Source organism: Lysobacter sp. F6437, assembly GCF_052547215.1.
Genome location: NZ_JBQWRB010000001.1, coordinates 1,345,430 through 1,363,921, shown reverse-complemented (window position 1 = coordinate 1,363,921; position 18,492 = coordinate 1,345,430). Strand labels below are relative to the sequence as shown.

The 18,492-nt window shown below is 67.9% G+C and carries 15 protein-coding genes and 1 tRNA gene; 13 read left to right on the top strand and 3 right to left on the bottom strand.

Going from position 1 to position 18,492, the window contains the following annotated elements; translation table 11 throughout:
• Window positions 1–18: 18 nt before the first annotated feature.
• The 12 genes from ACT9F5_RS06415 to ACT9F5_RS06360 all read left to right on the top strand — a co-directional run bounded on the left by ACT9F5_RS06415 (window position 19) and on the right by ACT9F5_RS06360 (window position 10,802).
• Window positions 19–1,944: a KUP/HAK/KT family potassium transporter gene (locus ACT9F5_RS06415; RefSeq protein WP_445119056.1), complete on the top strand. Its 1,926-nt coding sequence runs from the start codon at window positions 19–21 to the stop codon at window positions 1,942–1,944.
• Window positions 1,945–2,627: 683 nt separating this feature from the next.
• The gene (ruvB, locus tag ACT9F5_RS06410; RefSeq protein WP_445119055.1) at window positions 2,628–3,668 is read left to right on the top strand and encodes a Holliday junction branch migration DNA helicase RuvB; all 1,041 of its coding nucleotides are present in this window, start codon (window positions 2,628–2,630) and stop codon (window positions 3,666–3,668) included.
• On the top strand, window positions 3,649–4,128 hold the full coding sequence (gene ybgC / locus ACT9F5_RS06405) for a tol-pal system-associated acyl-CoA thioesterase (protein WP_445119054.1): 480 nt from the start codon (window positions 3,649–3,651) through the stop codon (window positions 4,126–4,128). The genes ruvB and ybgC overlap by 20 nt, the downstream gene beginning before the upstream one ends.
• Window positions 4,125–4,910, top strand: a complete 786-nt coding sequence (gene tolQ, locus ACT9F5_RS06400; RefSeq protein WP_445119053.1) for a protein TolQ — start codon at window positions 4,125–4,127, stop codon at window positions 4,908–4,910. Before ybgC ends, tolQ begins: the two co-directional genes overlap by 4 nt.
• Before the next feature lie 68 nt (window positions 4,911–4,978).
• The gene (gene tolR / locus ACT9F5_RS06395) at window positions 4,979–5,422 is read left to right on the top strand and encodes a protein TolR (RefSeq protein WP_445119052.1); all 444 of its coding nucleotides are present in this window, start codon (window positions 4,979–4,981) and stop codon (window positions 5,420–5,422) included.
• Window positions 5,419–6,387, top strand: a complete 969-nt coding sequence (gene tolA, locus ACT9F5_RS06390; protein ID WP_445119051.1) for a cell envelope integrity protein TolA — start codon at window positions 5,419–5,421, stop codon at window positions 6,385–6,387. The genes tolR and tolA overlap by 4 nt, the downstream gene beginning before the upstream one ends.
• Before the next feature lie 106 nt (window positions 6,388–6,493).
• Window positions 6,494–7,810: a Tol-Pal system beta propeller repeat protein TolB gene (gene tolB, locus ACT9F5_RS06385; RefSeq protein ID WP_445119050.1), complete on the top strand. Its 1,317-nt coding sequence runs from the start codon at window positions 6,494–6,496 to the stop codon at window positions 7,808–7,810.
• 72 nt (window positions 7,811–7,882) lie between these two features.
• Entirely contained in the window at window positions 7,883–8,395 is a 513-nt protein-coding gene (gene pal, locus ACT9F5_RS06380; RefSeq protein ID WP_445119049.1) for a peptidoglycan-associated lipoprotein Pal, read from the top strand.
• Between the two features lie 21 nt (window positions 8,396–8,416).
• Window positions 8,417–9,265, top strand: coding sequence for a tol-pal system protein YbgF (gene ybgF / locus ACT9F5_RS06375; protein ID WP_445119506.1), 849 nt, complete (start codon window positions 8,417–8,419; stop codon window positions 9,263–9,265).
• Window positions 9,266–9,274: 9 nt separating this feature from the next.
• Window positions 9,275–9,952 carry a 7-carboxy-7-deazaguanine synthase QueE gene (gene queE / locus ACT9F5_RS06370; protein ID WP_445119048.1) on the top strand — a complete coding sequence of 226 codons (678 nt, stop codon included), beginning with the start codon at window positions 9,275–9,277 and terminating at the stop codon, window positions 9,950–9,952.
• Between the two features lie 50 nt (window positions 9,953–10,002).
• Complete coding sequence (gene queC / locus ACT9F5_RS06365; RefSeq protein ID WP_445119047.1) at window positions 10,003–10,692, top strand: 7-cyano-7-deazaguanine synthase QueC; 690 nt, start codon at window positions 10,003–10,005, stop codon at window positions 10,690–10,692.
• A gap of 34 nt (window positions 10,693–10,726) precedes the next feature.
• Window positions 10,727–10,802 (top strand) — tRNA-Lys (locus ACT9F5_RS06360).
• Window positions 10,803–10,824: 22 nt separating this feature from the next.
• Here the strand turns inward: ACT9F5_RS06360 and recQ are convergent.
• Both recQ and ACT9F5_RS06350 read right to left on the bottom strand, forming a co-directional pair.
• Entirely contained in the window at window positions 10,825–12,636 is a 1,812-nt protein-coding gene (gene recQ, locus ACT9F5_RS06355) for a DNA helicase RecQ (RefSeq protein ID WP_445119046.1), read from the bottom strand.
• Between the two features lie 579 nt (window positions 12,637–13,215).
• Entirely contained in the window at window positions 13,216–13,788 is a 573-nt protein-coding gene (locus ACT9F5_RS06350; protein WP_445119045.1) for a ferritin-like domain-containing protein, read from the bottom strand.
• Window positions 13,789–13,872: 84 nt separating this feature from the next.
• Between ACT9F5_RS06350 and hrpA the strand changes: the two genes are divergently transcribed.
• Window positions 13,873–17,883, top strand: a complete 4,011-nt coding sequence (gene hrpA / locus ACT9F5_RS06345) for an ATP-dependent RNA helicase HrpA (RefSeq protein WP_445119044.1) — start codon at window positions 13,873–13,875, stop codon at window positions 17,881–17,883.
• Here the strand turns inward: hrpA and ACT9F5_RS06340 are convergent.
• Window positions 17,876–18,424, bottom strand: coding sequence for a hypothetical protein (locus ACT9F5_RS06340; protein WP_445119043.1), 549 nt, complete (start codon window positions 18,422–18,424; stop codon window positions 17,876–17,878). The two genes, hrpA and ACT9F5_RS06340, sit on opposite strands and share 8 nt — an antisense overlap.
• Between the last annotated feature and the right edge of the window lie 68 nt (window positions 18,425–18,492).

The following is an 18,492-nucleotide window of genomic DNA, read 5'->3' as shown; positions in this document are numbered from 1 at the left end:
CCCGAGCCAGACTCATCCATGACCTACAAACCCCATCGTGCCGCGCCATCCGGCGCCGCTTCCCATTCCAATGATCACGGCGGGCAGGGCCTTGCCGCGCTGGTCGTCGGCGCGGTCGGTGTCGTCTTCGGCGACATCGGCACAAGCCCGCTGTACACGCTGAAGGAGGCCTTCAGCCCGCACTACGGCCTGGTCGCCAACCACGACACCGTGCTCGGCATCCTGTCACTGGTGTTCTGGGCGCTGATGGCGGTGGTCACGCTGAAGTACGTGACCATCATCATGCGCGCGGACAACGAGGGCGAGGGCGGCATCATGGCGTTGATGGCGCTGGCCCAGCGGACCTTGCCGAAGGGCTCGAAGTCGGCCTACGGGGTCGGCATCCTCGGGGTATTCGGCGCGGCGCTGTTCTTCGGCGACGGTGTGATCACCCCGGCGATCTCGGTGCTGTCGGCGCTGGAGGGCCTGGAGGTAGTCGCGCCGCAACTGGACGCGTGGATCGTGCCGCTGACGGTGGCGGTCCTGGTGGCGCTGTTCGCCACCCAGCGTTTTGGTACCCAGAAGGTTGGCAAGGTGTTCGGGCCGGTGACCGGGTTGTGGTTCCTGGCACTGGCCGCGCTGGGTGTACTCAATATCCTGCACGAGCCGGAAGTGCTGGAGGCGATCAACCCGTGGTGGGCGATGAACTTCTTCGCCACCCATTCATGGCACGGCATCTTCATCCTCGGAGCGGTGGTGCTGGCGGTGACCGGTGGCGAGGCGATCTACACCGACATGGGCCACTTCGGCGCCAAGCCGATCCGCTATGCCTGGTACTACTTCGTGCTGCCGGCGCTGATGCTGAACTACCTGGGGCAGGGCGCGCTGGTGCTCGAAGACCCGCTGGCGATCCGCAACCCGTTCTATGTCGGCGTGCCCGAATGGGCGCGGATGCCGATGGTGGTGCTGGCGACCGCCGCCACCGTGATCGCCTCGCAGGCGGTGATCACCGGCGCGTTCTCGGTGACCCGTCAGGCGATGCAGCTGGGCTACATCCCACGCATGACGATCAAGCACACTTCGCGCGACACCATCGGCCAGATCTACATCCCCGGGATCAACTGGTCGATGATGGTGATCGTGATCCTGCTGGTGGTCAGCTTCGGCAGTTCGTCCAACCTCGCTAGCGCCTATGGCATCTCGGTGTCGGGCACGATGCTGATCGACACCCTGCTGCTCGCGCTGGTCGCGCGCGCACTGTGGCCGCGCTGGCGCTGGTGGGTGTTGCCGTTGTGCGTGTTGTTCGTAATCGGCGACATCGCGTTCGTGATCGCCAATGGCGCCAAGTTGCTGCAGGGCGGCTGGTTCCCGCTGGCGCTGGGCATCGTGCTGTTCACCCTGCTGCGGACCTGGCGTCGCGGCCGCGAGTTGTTGCGTGACGAGATCCAGAAAGAAGGCATCAAGATCGACCGCTTCCTGCCGGGGCTGATGCTGGCGCCGCCGGTGCGGGTGCCGGGCACGGCGATCTTCCTGACCGCCGACAAGGGCGTGGTGCCGCACGCGCTGATGCACAACCTCAAGCACAACAAGGTGCTGCACGAGCGCAACGTGTTCCTGACGGTGGACACGCTGGCGGTGCCGTATGCGCCGACGGGGAAGCGGCTCAGCATCGAGGCGATCGGCGACGAGTTCTATCGGGTGGTGATCCGGGCGGGCTTCATGGAAACGCCGGACGTGCCGCTGGCGCTGATGCGCTCGTGCGATGCCGGCGGGATCCATTTCGATCCGATGGAGACGACCTATTTCGCCAGCCGCGAGACGGTGGTGGCGATCGCCCACCGCGGCATGCCGGTGTGGCGCGATAGGTTGTTCGCGGTCATGCACCGCAATGCGGCGCCGGCGACGGGGTTCTTCCGGATTCCGGGCAACCGGCTGGTGGAGTTGGGGGCGCAGGTCGAGATTTAACTGGTGGTGGAGTTGCTGCGACAGCAACACCACCAGCAACAACAACGTTTAGAAGCAACGGCAACGGCGAAAGTGGGGTTGCCGCCTTCGGCAAGAGGCGCCGCCCTGCCGGGGTATTGTCTCCGCCCCTCCGTCGGACCATCCATGGCCCGAGTCGGGGACGTGCGCCATCCATGGCGCACTCTCCGCAATACCCCGACAGGACGCCGCTTCGCGGTTTGGGAGTTGTGGTTTTGGTTCGGTGGATGCTTCTTCGGCGTGGTGGAACGGGTCGGTCGGTTGGCGTGGCGTACGCCAAAAGCGACTTCCTTCCGTTGTAGGAGCGACGTAAGTCGCGACGCTCTGAACCCCGGAGGCGGTGAAGCATTCGCGACTGACGTCGCTCCTACGAAAAGCGCATTGCTCTTCCTTCCCCCAAAGCTCGGACACCCGGGCAAGAGGTGGACGGTGGGGGTGTTGCGGAAAAGCGGGCCATGGATGGCCCGCGGCCCGCCTCAGGGCAGGAAGCCCTGATGAAGGGCTGGAGCAACACCCCCACCGGCCGCCTCTTGCGCCGCGTCACCTCCGAAGCCGCCTTTGCTTCTAACCGGGATGCCCCAAACCAGTACGGCCCAAGCCAGCACCGCCATTTCTGCCAACCCCACCCCTACGCGACCACCTCGCCCCCATGCGACCATAGCCCGATGAACGACGAGCGCATCATCGCGGCTGGCGCGACCTTTGAAGACGATGCGGTCGAGGCGTCGATCCGGCCGCGATCGCTGGACGAGTACCTCGGCCAGCAGCCGGTCCGCGAGCAGATGAAGATCTTCATCGAAGCCGCCAAGGGCCGCGGCGAGGCGCTCGACCACGTGCTGATCTTCGGCCCGCCCGGCCTCGGCAAGACCACCCTCAGCCACGTCATCGCCAACGAGCTTGGGGTCGGCCTGCGCCAGACCTCCGGTCCGGTGATCGAGAAGGCCGGCGACCTCGCCGCGTTGCTGACCAACTTGCAGCCGCACGACGTGCTGTTCATCGACGAGATCCATCGCCTCTCGCCGGTGGTCGAGGAGGTGCTGTACCCGGCGATGGAGGACTACCAGATCGACATCATGATCGGCGAGGGGCCAGCCGCGCGTTCGATCAAGCTCGACCTGCCGCCGTTCACCCTGGTGGGCGCCACCACCCGCGCCGGCTTGCTGACCGCGCCGCTGCGCGATCGCTTCGGCATCGTCCAGCGGCTGGAGTTCTACAGCGCGGAGGAGTTGACGAAGATCGTCCGCCGTTCCGCGCAGATCCTCGACATCAGCTGCGCCGCCGACGGCGCGGCCGAGATCGCCAAGCGTTCGCGCGGTACTCCGCGGATCGCCAACCGGCTGCTGCGCCGCGTGCGCGACTACGCCCAGGTCCGCGCCGACGGCGCCATCAGCCGCGACGTTGCCGACGCGGCGATGGCGATGCTCAAGGTCGACCCGGAAGGATTCGACGAGCTCGACCGCCGGATGCTGCGCACCATCATCGACAATTTCGACGGTGGCCCGGTCGGGGTCGAGTCGCTGGCCGCCGCGCTCAGCGAGGAGCGCGGCACGCTGGAGGACGTGATCGAGCCCTACCTGATCCAGCAGGGCTACCTGGTCCGTAGCGCCCGCGGCCGCATGGCCACGCCGAAGGCCTACAGGCACATCGGCCTGAAGCCCAAACCCGGCGCGACCGGCCTGTTCGAGGATGACGGCAGTGGCAGTTGAGCCCGTGTTCAGCTGGCCGACACGGGTCTACTGGGAGGATACCGACGCCGGTGGCGTGGTCTACCACGCGCAGTATCTGGCGTTCCTCGAACGCGCGCGGACCGAGTGGATGCGCGCGCAGGGGTACGGACAGGAACTGTTGCGGCTCGAGCACGGTCTGGTGTTTGCCGTAAGGGCGATGCAGATCGATTTCCTCAAGCCCGCCCGGCTCGACGACGCGCTGCAGGTGGGCGCGTCGCTGCACGAGTGCCGCCGCGCCAGCGCGGTGTTCGCGCAGGACATCCGCCGCGATGGCGAGTTGCTGCTGACCGCGCAAGTGCGCGTCGCCGCACTCGACGCCGCGGGCTTCCGGCCACGGGCGATCCCGCAGCCACTGCTCGACCAACTCAAGGCGCTGGAACAACCGGCGCCGTCCACGACAACCCGCCCAGGACACCGGGCCCCGGAGACCCAGGCATGACCCCATTGCTGAGTGCACTGCAGGCCGCAACCACCGTCGAACCGCTGCCGGAGGACACCGCTGGCGCGGTCGGCAACGCCGTTGCCGCGCTGCCACCCACGGCCACCGGCGACGGCGGTCTCGACCTGCTGCAACTGATGCTGCACGCCAGCCTGCCGGTGCAACTGGTGATGGTGCTGCTGCTGTTCGCGTCGATCGCTTCGTGGGTGATCATCTTCCGCAAGAAGAAGGTGCTCGATCGCGCCGACCGCGAGTCCGAGCAATTCGAGGAGCGCTTCTGGTCCGGCGCCGACCTGACCAAGCTGTACGCCGGTGCCAGCCAGCGCAACCGCGACGTCGGCGGCATGGAGTCGATCTTCGAGGCCGGTTTCCGCGAGTTCTCGCGGGAACGCAGGGTGGCCGACAGCCGCCTGCAACTGGAAGGCGCGCAGCGCGGCATGCGGGTCGCGGTCGCGCGCGAGCTGGACGGGCTGGAGCACAACCTGGAGTTCCTCGCCAACGTCGGTTCGATCAGTCCGTACGTCGGCCTGTTCGGCACCGTCTGGGGCATCATGATTTCGTTCCAGGGCCTGGCCAACGTGCAGGAGGCGACGATCGCCACGGTGGCCCCGGGCATCTCCGAGGCGCTGATCGCGACCGCGATGGGCCTGTTTGCCGCGATCCCGGCGGTGTGGGCGTACAACCGCTTCGCGACCAAGGTCGAGCGCATCGCGGTGCGTTACGACGCGTTCTCCGAGGAGTTCTCCTCGATCCTCGAACGCCAGCACACCCACCAGAACTGACTGTCGCGCCGCGCGGCTGCCAGTAGCGCCGCGCCAGCCCGACCTCGACGCCACCACGGGAACCCGCCATGCCTGTCGCCACCGGCCGCCGCATCCGCAAACGCAAGCTCAAGGCCGACATCAACGTCGTGCCCTACATCGACGTGATGCTGGTGCTGCTGATCATCTTCATGATCACCGCGCCGCTGCTGAACCTCGGCGTCGACATCGAGCTGCCCAAGTCCAACGCCAAGACCATCTCGCAGGACAAGGATCCGGTGATCGTCAGCGTCGACAAGGACGGCCACTACTTCCTGGCCCTGCAGGGCGCAGAACAGGAGGCGCTGACCGGCGAGGAATTGCAGGCCAAGGTCTCCGCGTTCGTGCGGCAGAACCCGGACGTGCCGGTGTACGTCGCCGGTGACCGCGCCGCCAACTACGAGGTCGTGCTGCAGGCGATGGTGCTGCTGCAGAACGCCGACGTGCCGCGGGTTGGCCTGATGAGCGCGCCGTCGGAGGCCGTGGCCCAGTGAGGGAAACCCGCGCCGACACCCGGCAGGCGGTGCTGCAGGCGATCGGCCTGCACATCGTGCTGTTCGCGCTGATGTTCGCCGGCCTGTTCTGGACCCACACCAGTCGCCCGATCAGCGCGGCCGGCTCGCCGGTGGAGGCCACCCTGATCGACGCCGACGCGCTGTCGCCGGCGATGCGCGAGACCCTGAGCGAGCGCCCCGAGCCGGTCGAAGAGCCCGAGCCACAACCCGAGCCGCTGCCGGAACCGGTCGAGGAAGAAACCGCCCCGCCGCCGCAACCGATTCCCGAGCCGGTGCCCGAAGACGCACCGACCCCGCCGCAGCAGCAGGCGCAGGAATTCCTGCCGGAGCCCGATAGCGTCGAACAGGACGAGGTGGTCGACGCGCCGACCCCGACCCCGTCCGACGAGCAGAAGCTGCAGGAGGAAAAGCGCCGCCAAGCCCAGGTCGACCTGACCGAGAAGAAGAAGCAGGAAGAGGCCGAGCGCAAGCGCCGCCTCGCCGCCGAGGCCGAGGCCCGCGATGAGAAGCTGGCCGAGATCCGCCGCAAGAAGGCCGCCGCGGCCAAGGAAGCCAAACTGGCCGAGCAGAAACTCAAGCAGATTGCCGATGCCCGCGCCGCGCAGGCCACTGACAGCGCCAGCACGGCCAACCCGCCACCGGGCAACAACGGCGTGGATGCGGGCTTGCAGGCGCGCTACGCCGCCGCGCTGCAGGAGGCGATCCTTGCCAAATGGACCCGCCCGGAAACCGTACCCCTGGGTGCCAAGTGCCGGCTGGTGATCAGGCAACTGCCGGGCGGCGAGGTCATGAGTGCGGAAGTGTCATCGCCATGCGCCTACGATGAGATGGGCAAGCGCTCGATCGAGGCGGCCGTGCTCAAGGCCCAACCCTTGCCATACGCCGGCTTCGAGCAGGTATTCGCACGCACGCTGACCCTCAATTTCGAGGCCCGCGACCGTTGACGCGACCCGTTCTCCGCTCATCCGCTGCTCTCCGTGCACATTCAGCTTTGAGAAAGCGTTCACACGGATGCTGTTAAACCTCCCGCTTCGACGTCAGGAACCGCCAATGAAACGACTCGCCCCCTGGCTGGCCGCTCTGCTCGCCGCCTTGCTTCCGTTCGCCGTTGCCGCCCAGCAGCAGGGGCTCGAGCTCGACATCGTTGGTGGCAACGCCGCCGCACTGCCTATCGCGGTGGTGCCGATGCCGTACCAGGGCGGGGCCACCGCACCGCAGACCGACGTCGCCGCGGTTGTGGCCGCCGACCTCAACCGTTCCGGCCAGTTCCGCAGCCTGCCCGAGTCCGACCTGGTCGAGCGCCCGACCCGGGGTGGCGAGGTCAATTACCCGACCTGGCGTGCACTCAACCAGGACTACCTCGTAGTCGGCCGGGTGGTCGACGCCGCCAGCGGCAGCTACCGGGTGGAGTACGAATTGTTCGACGTCGCCACCCAGCAGCGCCTGCTCGGCTTCGCCATGACCGCGCGCGCCAATGCGATGCGCGACGTCGCCCACCAGATCGCCGACGCCATCTACGAGAAGATCCTCGGCGTGCCCGGCGCGTTCTTCACCCGGATCGCGTACATCACCGCGACCGGCACCGGCAGCAACGCCCAGTACGCGTTGATGGTCGCCGATTCGGACGGCTACAACCCGCAGACCGTGGTCAGCTCGCCGGAACCGTTGCTTTCGCCGTCGTGGAGCCCGGATGGCAACAAGCTCGCCTATGTCAGCTTCGAAGGCGGCAATTCCTCGATCTACATCCAGGACATCAGCACCGGCAGCCGCCAACTGGTCTCCAAATTCCGCGGCATCAACAGCTCGCCGGCGTTCTCGCCCGACGGCAATCGGCTGGCGCTGACCCTGTCGCGCAGCGGCAACCCCGAGATCTACGTGATGAACCTGGGCAGCAAGGCGCTGACCCAGATCACCAACCATTTCTCGATCGACACCGAGCCGACCTGGAGCGCCGACGGCGGCAGCCTGTACTTCACCTCCGACCGCGGCGGCCAGCCGCAGATCTACAAGGTCGCGGCCGGCGGCGGCAGCGCCAGCCGGGTGAGTTTCCAGGGCAGCTACAACGCCAGTCCGACGGTTTCATACGACGGCAAGAAAATCGCCACCGCGCAGGGTTCGGGCAACACCTACCGGATCGCGATGATGGACAGCACGCTGGGTTCGGCGCGCTGGAGCACACTTTCGCCAGGATCACTCGACGAGTCGCCGAGCTTTGCCCCAAATGGCGCAATGATCATCTATGCTGCCCGTGAAGGCGGCCGTGGCGTGTTGTATGCCGTGTCCGCCGACGGCCGGGTGCGTCAGCGCCTGGTGCTGGCCGGCGGCGATGTCCGCGAACCGGCCTGGGGGCCGTTCCGCAAGCCGTAGTGCCACCGTCGACGAGACGGTGTTTCCGATCTATAGCAGCTTTACAGTCACGCCAAGACGAGGAACCCAGAGATGAATACCACCACGCGAGTTTTGCTTGTCGCCCTGCTCTGCACCGCAGCCGTCGCTTGCTCCAAGAAGGTCAAGGAAGAGGCCCCGGTCGATACCGGCACCACCGCTCCCGTCACCGACACCGCCCCGACCACCGCCGGCGCCTACGGCCCGGGCGACCTCGACACCGATGCCTGCCTGCGCCAGCGTACGATCTACTTCGACCTCGACCAGGACGTGCTGCGTCCGGAGTTCCAGTCGGTGGTCGGTTGCCACGCCAAGTACCTGCGTGACCGTCCGTCCTCGCGCATGACCCTGGAAGGCAATGCCGACGAGCGCGGCAGCCGCGACTACAACCTGGGCCTCGGCGAGCGCCGTGCCAACGCGGTGTCCTCGGCGATCCAGGCCAACGGCGGCTCGGGCAGCCAGCAGACCGTGGTCAGCTACGGCGAAGAGCGCCCGACCTGCACCCAGTCGAGCGAAGATTGCTGGGCCAAGAACCGCCGTGTCGAGATCATCTACACCGCGAAGTAAGCACGAAAGAGGTAAGCCATGATGCGCAAACTGTCGATCACACTTGCAGCATCGCTGGTTGCGGCGGCGGCCCTGGTGGCCGCCGCTCCCGCTTCGGCCCAGCGCATGAGCCTGGCCGAGCGGGTCACCCTGCTGGAACAGCAGCAAGGCAACAACCAGGCCACGGTCGACCTGCTGCGGCAGGTCAACATGTTGAAGGAAGAAGTGACCTCGTTGCGTTCGCAGGTCGAGCAACTGACCCACGAGCAGGAGCAGGCCAAGGCCACCGCGCGTGCGCAGTACCTCGACCTCGACGGCCGGCTCAACCGGATGCAGGGCGGCGCGGTGCCGACGCTGGGTCCAGGGGTCGACCCGACCGGGTCCGATGTTCCGGTCCAGCCCCCTGTCGATACACCACCGGCAGGCGAAGCGTCGGCGCAGGCTCCGGCCGCGGATGCCGGGCCGTCGATCTATGGCGATCCGGGCACCCTCGACCAGGTGGCCGGTGAGCGCGAGGCCTACGACGCCGCGTTCGATGCGTTGCGAGGTGGCGACTACGCCGAGTCCGCGCGCCAGTTCCACGCCTTCCTGGGTCGTTACCCGGGCGGCGCCTATGCGCCCAATGCGCTGTACTGGCTCGGTGAAAGCTACTACGTCACCCAGAATTACAAGCTTGCACTGGAGCAGTTCGAAGCCCTGCTGCAACGCTACCCGACCCACGACAAGGCCCCGGGCGCGATGCTCAAGGTCGGCCTGTCGCAACAGGGCCTGCAGCAGCTCGATGCGGCTGAACGCACCCTGGCCGAGGTCGCCAGCCGCTATCCCGGCACCGATGCCGCCCGCGTCGCCAGCGACCGGCTCGGCGCGATCGAGCTGGGCCGGCTGCGCTAAAATCACCGTATGAACGCCGTTACCCCCGAGGCGGCCGCGGCGTCGCCCGAGCGGCTGCGCCTGACCGAGATATTCCTGTCCCTGCAGGGCGAGTCGCGCAGCATCGGCTGGCCGACCGTGTTCGTGCGCCTGACCGGTTGCCCGCTGCGCTGCCAGTATTGCGACACCGCCTACGCCTTCCATGGAGGCGAATGGTGGGACTACGACGGCATCCTCGCCGAGGTCGCCCGCCACGGTGTCCGCCACGTCTGCGTCACCGGCGGCGAGCCACTCGCACAGAAGCGCTGCATCGGCCTGTTGGCGCGGCTGTGCGACGCCGGCTACGAGGTTTCGCTGGAAACCTCCGGCGCGATCGACATCAGTGAGGTCGACCCGCGGGTCTCGCGCGTGCTCGACATCAAGACGCCGGGGTCGGCCGAGGTGGGGCGCAACCTGTGGGACAACATCGCGCTGCTCACGCCGCACGACCAGGTCAAGTTCGTGATCTGCTCTCGGGAGGACTATGAGTGGGCGCGCGCTATCGTCGCCGAGCATCGGCTGGTGGAGACCTGCGACGTGCTGTTTTCGCCGAGCTTCAGCCAGGTCGTGCCGCGCGACCTCGCCGACTGGATCGTCGCCGACCGGCTTCCCGTGCGCTTCCAGTTGCAATTGCACAAGATCCTGTGGGACGACGCGCCGGGTCGATGAGCCGTGCGTCCACGCCTGCCCGTGGAAAGATCAATGACACCGGACAAATCATGAAAAACGCTGTCGTACTCGTCTCCGGCGGCATGGACTCCGCCGTCGTACTGGCCATGGCCCGCGAGCAGGGCTTTGCCGTGCATGCGCTGAGCGTCCGCTATGGACAGCGCCACACCTCTGAGCTCGACGCCGCCGACCGTGTCGCCCGCAGCCTCGGCGCTGTCGCGCACAAGACCGTCAACGTCGACCTGGCCAGCATCGGTGGCTCGGCGCTGACCGACGAGGCGATCGAGGTCCCGCTCGACCACCCAGCCGCGGCCGACGAGATCCCGGTCACCTACGTCCCGGCGCGCAACACCATTATGCTTTCGGTGGCGCTCGGCTGGGCCGAAGTGTTGGGTGCCGCCGACATCTTCTGCGGGGTCAACGCGGTCGATTATTCGGGCTATCCGGATTGCCGCCCCGAGTTCATCGAGGCCTTCGAGCGGCTCGCCAACCTCGCCACCCGGGCCGGGGTCGAAGGCGCGGGCATCCGCGTGCACGCCCCGCTGCAACACATGAGCAAGGCCGATATCGCACGCGAGGGCCTGCGCCTGGGCGTGGACTTCGCGGAGACCGTGTCGTGCTACCAGGCCGACGCCGAAGGTCGTGCCTGCGGCCACTGCGACGCCTGTCGGTTGCGCGCCGAGGGTTTCGCCGCCGCTGGCGTCGCCGACCCGACCCGTTACGTCGACCACTTGCGTTAGAATTGCCGACCCCGGCGCAAGGTCGGGTGCACGTGGGCCGTTAGCTCAGTCGGTAGAGCATCGGACTTTTAATCCGCTGGTCGATGGTTCGAATCCATCACGGCCCACCATTTTTTCGATGCGGCGCAACGCTCATGCGACGTCGCAATCCAGCAACTGCTGCAACACCGCTTCGCCGTAGCGCTCCAGCTTGGTCCCGCCGATGCCGGGGATATGGCCGAGCCCGTCGAGGTCGTCGGGCGCGGCCTCGGCGATCGCGCGCAGGGTGGCGTCGTGGAAGATCACGTAGGCCGGGACGTTCTGCTCGCGCGCGGTGGTGGCGCGCCATTCGCGCAGGGCGTTGAAGCGGGCCAGCGGTTCGGGAGCGAGGTCGATCAATGGCGCGGCGGTGGCGCGGTCGCGGCGGCGCGGGGGCTTGGGCGCTTCTTTGCGGAAACTCAGTTGGCGCTCGCCGCGCAGCACCGGGCCGGCGTTGGCGGTCAGGCACAGGGCGTTGTGGCGCTCGATGTCGGCCTCCAGCAGGCCACCGGCGACCAGTTGCCGGAACACGCCGCTCCATTGCCTGGCATCGAGATCGGCGCCGATCGCCCAGGTGCTGAGCTTGTCGTGGCCGAAGCGCTGCACCTTTTCGGTATCGACGCCGCGCAGGATGTCGATGACGTGGCCGGCGCCGAAGCGCTGGCCGCTGCGATACACGCACGACAGCGCCTTGCGCGCGGCGTCGGTGCCGTCCCAGCTTTCGGGCGGGTTGAGGCAGTTGTCGCAGTTGCCACAGGCGCCGGCATGGTCCTCGCCGAACCAGCCCAGCAGGGCCTGGCGACGGCACTGGGTGGATTCGCAATAGCCGAGCAGGGCGTCGAGCTTGCGCAGCTCCAGTTGCTTGCGCTCCTCGCCGGCCTCGCCGAGGTTGATCAGCTGGCGCAGGTTGACCACGTCGCCGAGTCCGTAATTGAGCCAGGCCTCGGCCGGTTGGCCGTCGCGGCCGGCGCGGCCGGTTTCCTGGTAGTAGCCCTCGATCGACTTGGGCAGGTCGACGTGGGCGACGAAGCGCACGTCGGGCTTGTCGATGCCCATGCCGAACGCGATCGTCGCGACCATCACCACGCCATCGGCCTGCAGGAAGCGGCGCTGGTTGGCGGCGCGTTCGGCCGCGGGCATGCCGGCGTGGTAGGGCAGGGCGTCGATGCCGGCGGCCTGCAGCTGCTCGGCGGTCTTGTCGACGCGCTTGCGCGAGAACGCGTAGACGATGCCGCTGTCGCCGCGGTGGTCCTTGATGAAGTCGAGCAGGGCGCGCTGGCCGCTGCCGTCCTTCTGCACGACCCGGTAGCGGATATTCGGACGGTCGAATGAGCTGACGAACTGGCGGGCGTCTTCCAGTGCAAGACGCTCGGCAATCTCGCGCCGGGTCGGGGCGTCGGCGGTCGCGGTCAGGGCGATCCGCGGGATGTCGGGCCAGCGCTCGTGCAGGACGGTGAGTTGGCGATATTCGGGTCGGAAGTCGTGGCCCCACTGGGAGACGCAGTGGGCTTCGTCGATGGCGAACAGGGCGACCTGCGCGCGGTCGAGCAGGCTGAGGCAGCGACCGGTCAGCAGGCGTTCTGGGGCGACGTAGAGCAGGTCGAGTTCGCCGGCCAGCAGGTCGCGCTCGACTTCGGCGGCGGTGGCGGCGTCGAGGGTGGAGTTGAGGCAGGCGGCGCGCACGCCGAGCTGGCGCAGGGCTTCGACCTGGTCCTGCATCAGCGCGATCAGGGGCGAGACCACCACGCCACAGCCGTCGCGCAGCAGGGCCGGGAGCTGGTAGCACAGCGACTTGCCGCCGCCGGTCGGCATCAGTACGAGGGCGTCGCCGCCGCTGGCCACGCAGTCGACGATTTCGGCCTGTTCGCCGCGAAATTCCGGGTGGCCGAAGGTGGTGCGGAGGAGGTCGAGTGCGGCGCTTTGCATGGGCGCTAGGGTAGCAAGCGCCGGTCTCGCGGCGGGTCGGAAAAGCCCGCTTCGGGTGGTAGGGGGCGAGGACAGCAACAGCAAGGACGTGTGGGCTCTCGGCTTCGGGCAGGGCGCCGCCCTATGCGGGCATTGCTACCCGGTTCGGGCGGCCATCCCTGGCCGCACTCACCGCCGTGGGCCATCCATGCCCCACTTTCCGCAATACCCGCACAGGACGCCGCGTCGGCGTTTGGTTTCAACGAACTTCGGGCTTTTGTAGGAGCGGCTTTAACCGCGATCGGGAGTCGGCGCGGGCAAACAGTTATCCGTTCGCGGCTAAAGCCGCTCCTACAAAAAACTGCCTTCCCGCCGAAGTCGAGGGGTGAGCGCAGGCGGCTTGCGCGTCATTGCCGCGCGCCTGCGGGAACGCCTGGCGCGCTGCGCCGGGCCGGACAGCGGAGCGGCCCTGATCGAGGGGAGTAGCAATTCCCCACAGGCCGGCTCCCGCATCTAAGGAAGAACTACTAACAGTCGACCATCAAAAAAACCCCGGTGCGAATCCCCGGGGTTTCCTGATCCGCAACGCGTACGGAAAAACTACTGCAGCAGCGACCGCAGCATCCAGGCGTACTTCTCGTGGGTCTGCAAACGCTGGGTCAGCAGGTCGACGGTCGGGTCGTCGCCGGCGTCGTCGGCGGTCTTGAGGACCTTGCGCGCGGTCCGGCAGACGGCTTCGTTGCCGACGGTCAGCTGGCGCACCATCTCCTTCCAGTCGGGGATGTCGGACAGGCCCGGCTCTTCCGGGATCGACGACAGCTTGATGAACTCCGCGTAGGAGCCCGGCGCGTTGAAGCCCAACGCGCGGATGCGCTCGGCGATGTCGTCCAGCGCCGTCCACTGCTCGGTGTACTGGGTCTCGAACATCACGTGCAGGGCGTTGAACATCGGCCCGGTGACGTTCCAGTGGAAGTTGTGGGTCTTCAGGTACAGCGTGTAGGCGTCGGCGAGGAAGTGCGACAGCCCGTCGGCGATCTTCTTGCGATCGGCGTTGCCGATCCCGATATCGATCGCCGGGGCGCTGGAACCGGGCGCCGGTGACGCCGCCGGTTTGCGTGCCGTGGACTTGGCGCCGGTGGATTTGCCCTTGCCGGTCTTGGTGGTCTTGGCCATGCGTTTCTCCCTTTTTGCCTGATGCAGCGACAATAGACGCCGCGATTTGCCGTGTGAAATGGTTTGTTTCTTCTGCCGTGATCAATGAAGCCTATCGACGCCACTGCTAAGACCGCGTCACGACGCAAGCCGTCGTTGCCACCCGAGCTGCGCCAGGCGCGCGGCGCGATCGACGACGCGCTGAGCCGCGATCGCGGGCGCCTGCATGGCCTGTGGTCGCGCTGGCGGGGACGCCCCGATGATGCCGCAATGCAGGCCGCGTTCGAGCAGGTGTTGGCGAACTCGGTCTCGATGCGCCAGGCCCGCGCGGCGCGGTTGCCGTCGGCGCCGGTCGAGCCGTCGTTGCCGATCGCGACCGAAGCCGAACGCATTGTCGCGCTGATCCGTGAACACCCGGTGGTGGTGATCGCCGGCGAGACCGGCTCGGGCAAGACCACCCAGATCCCCAAGTTGTGCCTGGCCGCGGGCCGCGGCGCCGCCGGCATGATCGGCTGCACCCAGCCGCGCCGGATCGCCGCGCGCGCGGTCGCCAAGCGCGTCGCCGAAGAGCTGCAGGTGCCGCTCGGCGGCGCGGTCGGTTACCAGGTGCGGTTCAACGAGAAGGTCGGCGACGACACCGCGATCAAGTTCATGACCGACGGCATCCTGCTGGCCGAGATCCAGTCCGACCGCTGGCTGTCGCGCTACGACACGATCCTGATCGACGAGGCCCACGAGCGCAGCCTCAACATCGACTTCCTGCTCGGCTACCTCAAGCAACTGCTGAAGAAGCGCAGCGACCTCAAGGTCATCGTGACCTCGGCGACGATCGACACCGCGCGCTTCGCCGAGCATTTCGACGGCGCGCCGGTGGTCGACGTCGAGGGCCGCAGCTATCCGGTCGAGGTGCGCTACCGGCCGCTGGAAGGCGAGGGCGGACGGGAGGGCGAACGCACCGTGGTCGACGGCATCGTCGCGGCCTGCGACGAGCTGACCCGCGAAGATCCGCGCGGCGACGTGCTCATCTTCCTGCCCGGCGAGCGCGAGATCCGCGACGCCCACCAGGCGCTGGAGCGCCGCAAGTACCGCCATACCGAGGTGCTGCCGCTGTACGCGCGGCTGTCGGTGCGCGACCAGGACCGGGTGTTCAATCCCGGCACGCAGCGCCGCATCGTGCTGGCGACCAACGTCGCCGAGACCTCGCTGACGGTGCCGCGCATCCGCTACGTGGTCGATCCCGGACTGGCGCGGGTCAAGCGTTACAGCCCGCGCGGCAAGCTCGACCGCCTGCACATCGAACCGGTCAGCCAGGCCAGTGCCAACCAGCGCAAGGGTCGCTGCGGGCGGGTGTCGGAAGGCACCTGCTACCGGCTCTACAGCGAGGCCGATTTCGAGTCGCGGCCCGAATACACCGATCCGGAAATCCGTCGCGCCGCGCTCGCCGGCGTGATCCTGCGGATGCTGTCGCTGGGCCTCGGCGATATCGAAAGCTTCCCGTTCCTGGAGCCGCCCGATTCGCGCGCGGTCGCCGATGGCTGGCAGCAGTTGGCAGAACTCGGCGCCACGGACGAACAACGCAAGCTCACCGCCACCGGCAAGCTGATGGCGCGCATGCCGATCGACGTCAAGCTGGCCCGGATGCTGGTCGCCGCGAATGGGAAAGGCTGCCTGCGCGAGATGCTGGTGGTCGCCTCGTTCCTCGGCATCCAGGACCCGCGCGAGCGGCCGCCTGAACAGCGCGCCGCCGCCGACAACGCGCACGCGCAGTTCGTCGACTACAGCTCCGAATTCGTCGGCACCCTGAAGTTGTGGGACGCCTACCAGACCGCGCACGAGGACCTGACCCAGTCGCAGCTGCGCAAGTGGTGCGAGAAGAACTTCCTCGGCTTCCTGCGGATGCGCGAGTGGCGCGAACTGCATCGCCAGCTCAAGCTGATGGTGCAGGAACTCGGGTGGACGCTTGCGGCTGGCCCCGTGCCATCGGAACCGAGCGAGCCCGGCCGCTACCTCGATGCATCGGCCTACGCCAACCTGCATCGCGCGGTGATCACCGGGCTGCCGACCCAGATCGGCCACCGCGTACCACCAGCCGACACCAAGGCGCCCGCGAAAAAGCCCGGCGAGCGCAAGCCCGCCGCGGTCTACGACGGCCCGCGCGGGCGCAAGTTCGGGCTGTTCCCGGGTTCGTGGCTGATCCGCAAACCGCCGCCATGGGTGCTGTCGGCGACCCTGCTCGACACCGAGAAGGTCTGGGCGATGAACAACGCCTCGATCGAGCCGCAGTGGGCGATCGACGAACTGCCGCACCTGCTGGCGCGGCGCCATTTCGATCCGCGCTGGTCGCGCTCGCAGGGCCGGGTGCTCGGCAGCGAGCAGGTCAGCCTGTTCGGGCTGGTGCTGGCGCCGAAGCGGCCGATCCACTACGGCGGGCTGTATCCCGAGGAGAGCCGCGCGATCTTCGTCCGCGACGCGCTGGTCAGCGGCGAGATCGACAGCCGCAGCGTTTTCCTCAAGCGCAACCTCGCCACCGTCGACAAGGCGCGCGAGGAGGAAGCCAAGCAGCGCCGCGCCGGGATCGTCGTCGACGAGGACTGGATGGCGCGTTGGTACCTCGACCGGCTGCCGCCGGACATTCACAACGCGCAGGCGCTGGATGCCTGGTTCAAGAAGTTGCCGGCGCCGCAAAAGGTCGCGCTGGAATGGTCGCTCGACGACCTGCTGGTCGGCGACGAGACCGATGCCGCGCGCTTCCCGCCGGTGATCGAGCTCGGCGACGCGCGGTTGGCGGTGAAGTACCGCTTCGAGCCCGGTGCGATCGACGACGGCATGACCGTCGCGGTGCCGCTGCACCTGCTCAACGCCCTCGACCCGGTGCGGCTGGGCTGGCTGGCGCCGGGCTTCGTCGTCGACAAGGCGGCCGCACTGATCAAGTCGTTGCCGAAGGCGCAGCGGCGCAATTTCGTGCCGGCACCGGACTTCGCCCGTGCTTTCGCCGAGGCGTATCCCGGTCCCGACGCGGACGCATTCACCGGCGCACTCGCGCGCTTCCTGCACAAGGTCACCGGCGCCGCGATCGCGGCCGTCGATTTCGACGAGGCGGCGCTGGAGCCGCATCTGCGCGCCAACCTGCGGCTGCATGATCGCGACGGCCGCACCGTGCTGGCCGAGTCGCGCGACCTCGACGCCCTGCGTGCGGACTTCGGCCAGCGCGCCGCCCGTGCATTTGCCGAGCGTGCCGCCGACGGCCTCGGTCAGCGCGGCCTGCTCGACTTCCCCGACACCCCGATTCCGGCCAGCGTGCCCGGCGCCGCCGGCGTGCCGGCCTACCCGGCGCTGCACGACGACGGCGACAGCGTTTCACTACAGGTCCACGCCGAGCGCGACACCGCCGTGCGCCACCATCCGCGCGGCGTGCGCCGGCTGCTGTGGCTGGCGCTGGCCGACAGGCGCAAGCAGGCGCGCAAGCAACTGCCGGTGTCGCCCAAGGCCGGCCTGCTGTACGCGGCGATCGAAGCGGCGGCGCCGCGCGGGCAGGGTGGCGGCGACCGCCTGCGTGATGACCTGGTCGACGGCGCGTTCGCCGCGCTGGTCGCCGATGGCCTCGATGAAATCCGCGATGCCGAAGCGTTCGCCACCCGCCGCGATTCCGTCGGCAAACAACTGTTTCCAGAAGCCACCGAACGCCTGCGCCAGGCCGAAACCATCCTCGCCGCGGTGTCCGAGGTGCGCGCCAAGCTGGAATCACCGCTGATGGGATGGGCCAGCGGCAACCTCGACGACATGCGCATGCAACTCGCAACGCTGACCCCGCCGGGCTTCCTGCGCGACGTGCCGGCCGAGGCGCTGCGCGACTACCCACGCTACCTGAAGGCGCTGGCCCTGCGTGGAGAGCGCGCATTGCGCGACCCGATGCGCGACCAGGACAAGATGCTGGAACTCAAGCCGTTCGCCGACGCGCTGGCGAACGCCACTGCGGCCGGCAAGGGCGACGACCCCGAGTGGCAGGCGCTGCGCTGGGACCTGGAGGAACTGCGGGTGTCGCTGTTTGCACAGGAACTCGGCGCACGTGGGATCTCGCCGAAGAAGCTGGCAACGCGGCTGTCGCGGATTACTTGACCCGCTCGACCTTGGCGGCCGTGTTGTAGCCCTCGACCTTGAGGTACCAGGCGCTGCCGATCAGCGACGGCTTGATCGTCACCTTCGGGCTGTCCAGGCGCACGCCGACGAGGCTGGAGGCGTCGGTCTGGCGCCACACCTGGCCGTTGTCGAGCTGGTACTGGCGACCCTTGGCGAAGCCGTGGAATTCACCCTGCAACTGTGCAGCGACCGGCTCGTCGGAACTGGAACCGAGGAAGCCATGGTGGCTCTCCCCGACGTCCTGCTGGGCCTGCCGGGTCGCTTCGGTGGCGGCCTTGGTGGTTTCCGTCACCAGGGTGCGGTTGAGCCAGGCGTTGAGGTTCCGCAACTGCTCCGCGCTGAGCTGGTCCAGCCCCGCGGCCACGAACTGTTCGTGCGTCATCTGCTGTTCGATCCGCTCACCGGCCTGCTGTGCGAACGCGAACGGCGCGGCGCACAGGGTCGCCAGCAGCATGCTGGCCAAGGCGTGCGGGCGGAGGCGGGGTGGGGACGGCGGGGTCGGGCAGGGGGAAGAATTCATTGACGGGTCCCGAGGCTATGACTGCGGAGGGTTGCTCGCTAGTGTAGTCACTCCCCCCTGCGTCGAAA

What these genes read in the sequence shown, in the direction of transcription:
- ACT9F5_RS06415 (WP_445119056.1), top strand. Translation starts at nt 19, where the DNA reads ATGACCTACAAACCCCATCGTGCCGCGCCATCCGGCGCCGCTTCCCAT.
- ruvB (WP_445119055.1), top strand. Translation starts at nt 2,628, where the DNA reads ATGAACGACGAGCGCATCATCGCGGCTGGCGCGACCTTTGAAGACGAT.
- ybgC (WP_445119054.1), top strand. Translation starts at nt 3,649, where the DNA reads ATGACGGCAGTGGCAGTTGAGCCCGTGTTCAGCTGGCCGACACGGGTC.
- tolQ (WP_445119053.1), top strand. Translation starts at nt 4,125, where the DNA reads ATGACCCCATTGCTGAGTGCACTGCAGGCCGCAACCACCGTCGAACCG.
- tolR (WP_445119052.1), top strand. Translation starts at nt 4,979, where the DNA reads ATGCCTGTCGCCACCGGCCGCCGCATCCGCAAACGCAAGCTCAAGGCC.
- tolB (WP_445119050.1), top strand. Translation starts at nt 6,494, where the DNA reads ATGAAACGACTCGCCCCCTGGCTGGCCGCTCTGCTCGCCGCCTTGCTT.
- pal (WP_445119049.1), top strand. Translation starts at nt 7,883, where the DNA reads ATGAATACCACCACGCGAGTTTTGCTTGTCGCCCTGCTCTGCACCGCA.
- ybgF (WP_445119506.1), top strand. Translation starts at nt 8,417, where the DNA reads ATGCGCAAACTGTCGATCACACTTGCAGCATCGCTGGTTGCGGCGGCG.
- queE (WP_445119048.1), top strand. Translation starts at nt 9,275, where the DNA reads ATGAACGCCGTTACCCCCGAGGCGGCCGCGGCGTCGCCCGAGCGGCTG.
- queC (WP_445119047.1), top strand. Translation starts at nt 10,003, where the DNA reads ATGAAAAACGCTGTCGTACTCGTCTCCGGCGGCATGGACTCCGCCGTC.
- recQ (WP_445119046.1), bottom strand. Translation starts at nt 12,636, where the DNA reads ATGCAAAGCGCCGCACTCGACCTCCTCCGCACCACCTTCGGCCACCCG.
- ACT9F5_RS06350 (WP_445119045.1), bottom strand. Translation starts at nt 13,788, where the DNA reads ATGGCCAAGACCACCAAGACCGGCAAGGGCAAATCCACCGGCGCCAAG.
- hrpA (WP_445119044.1), top strand. Translation starts at nt 13,873, where the DNA reads ATGAAGCCTATCGACGCCACTGCTAAGACCGCGTCACGACGCAAGCCG.
- ACT9F5_RS06340 (WP_445119043.1), bottom strand. Translation starts at nt 18,424, where the DNA reads ATGAATTCTTCCCCCTGCCCGACCCCGCCGTCCCCACCCCGCCTCCGC.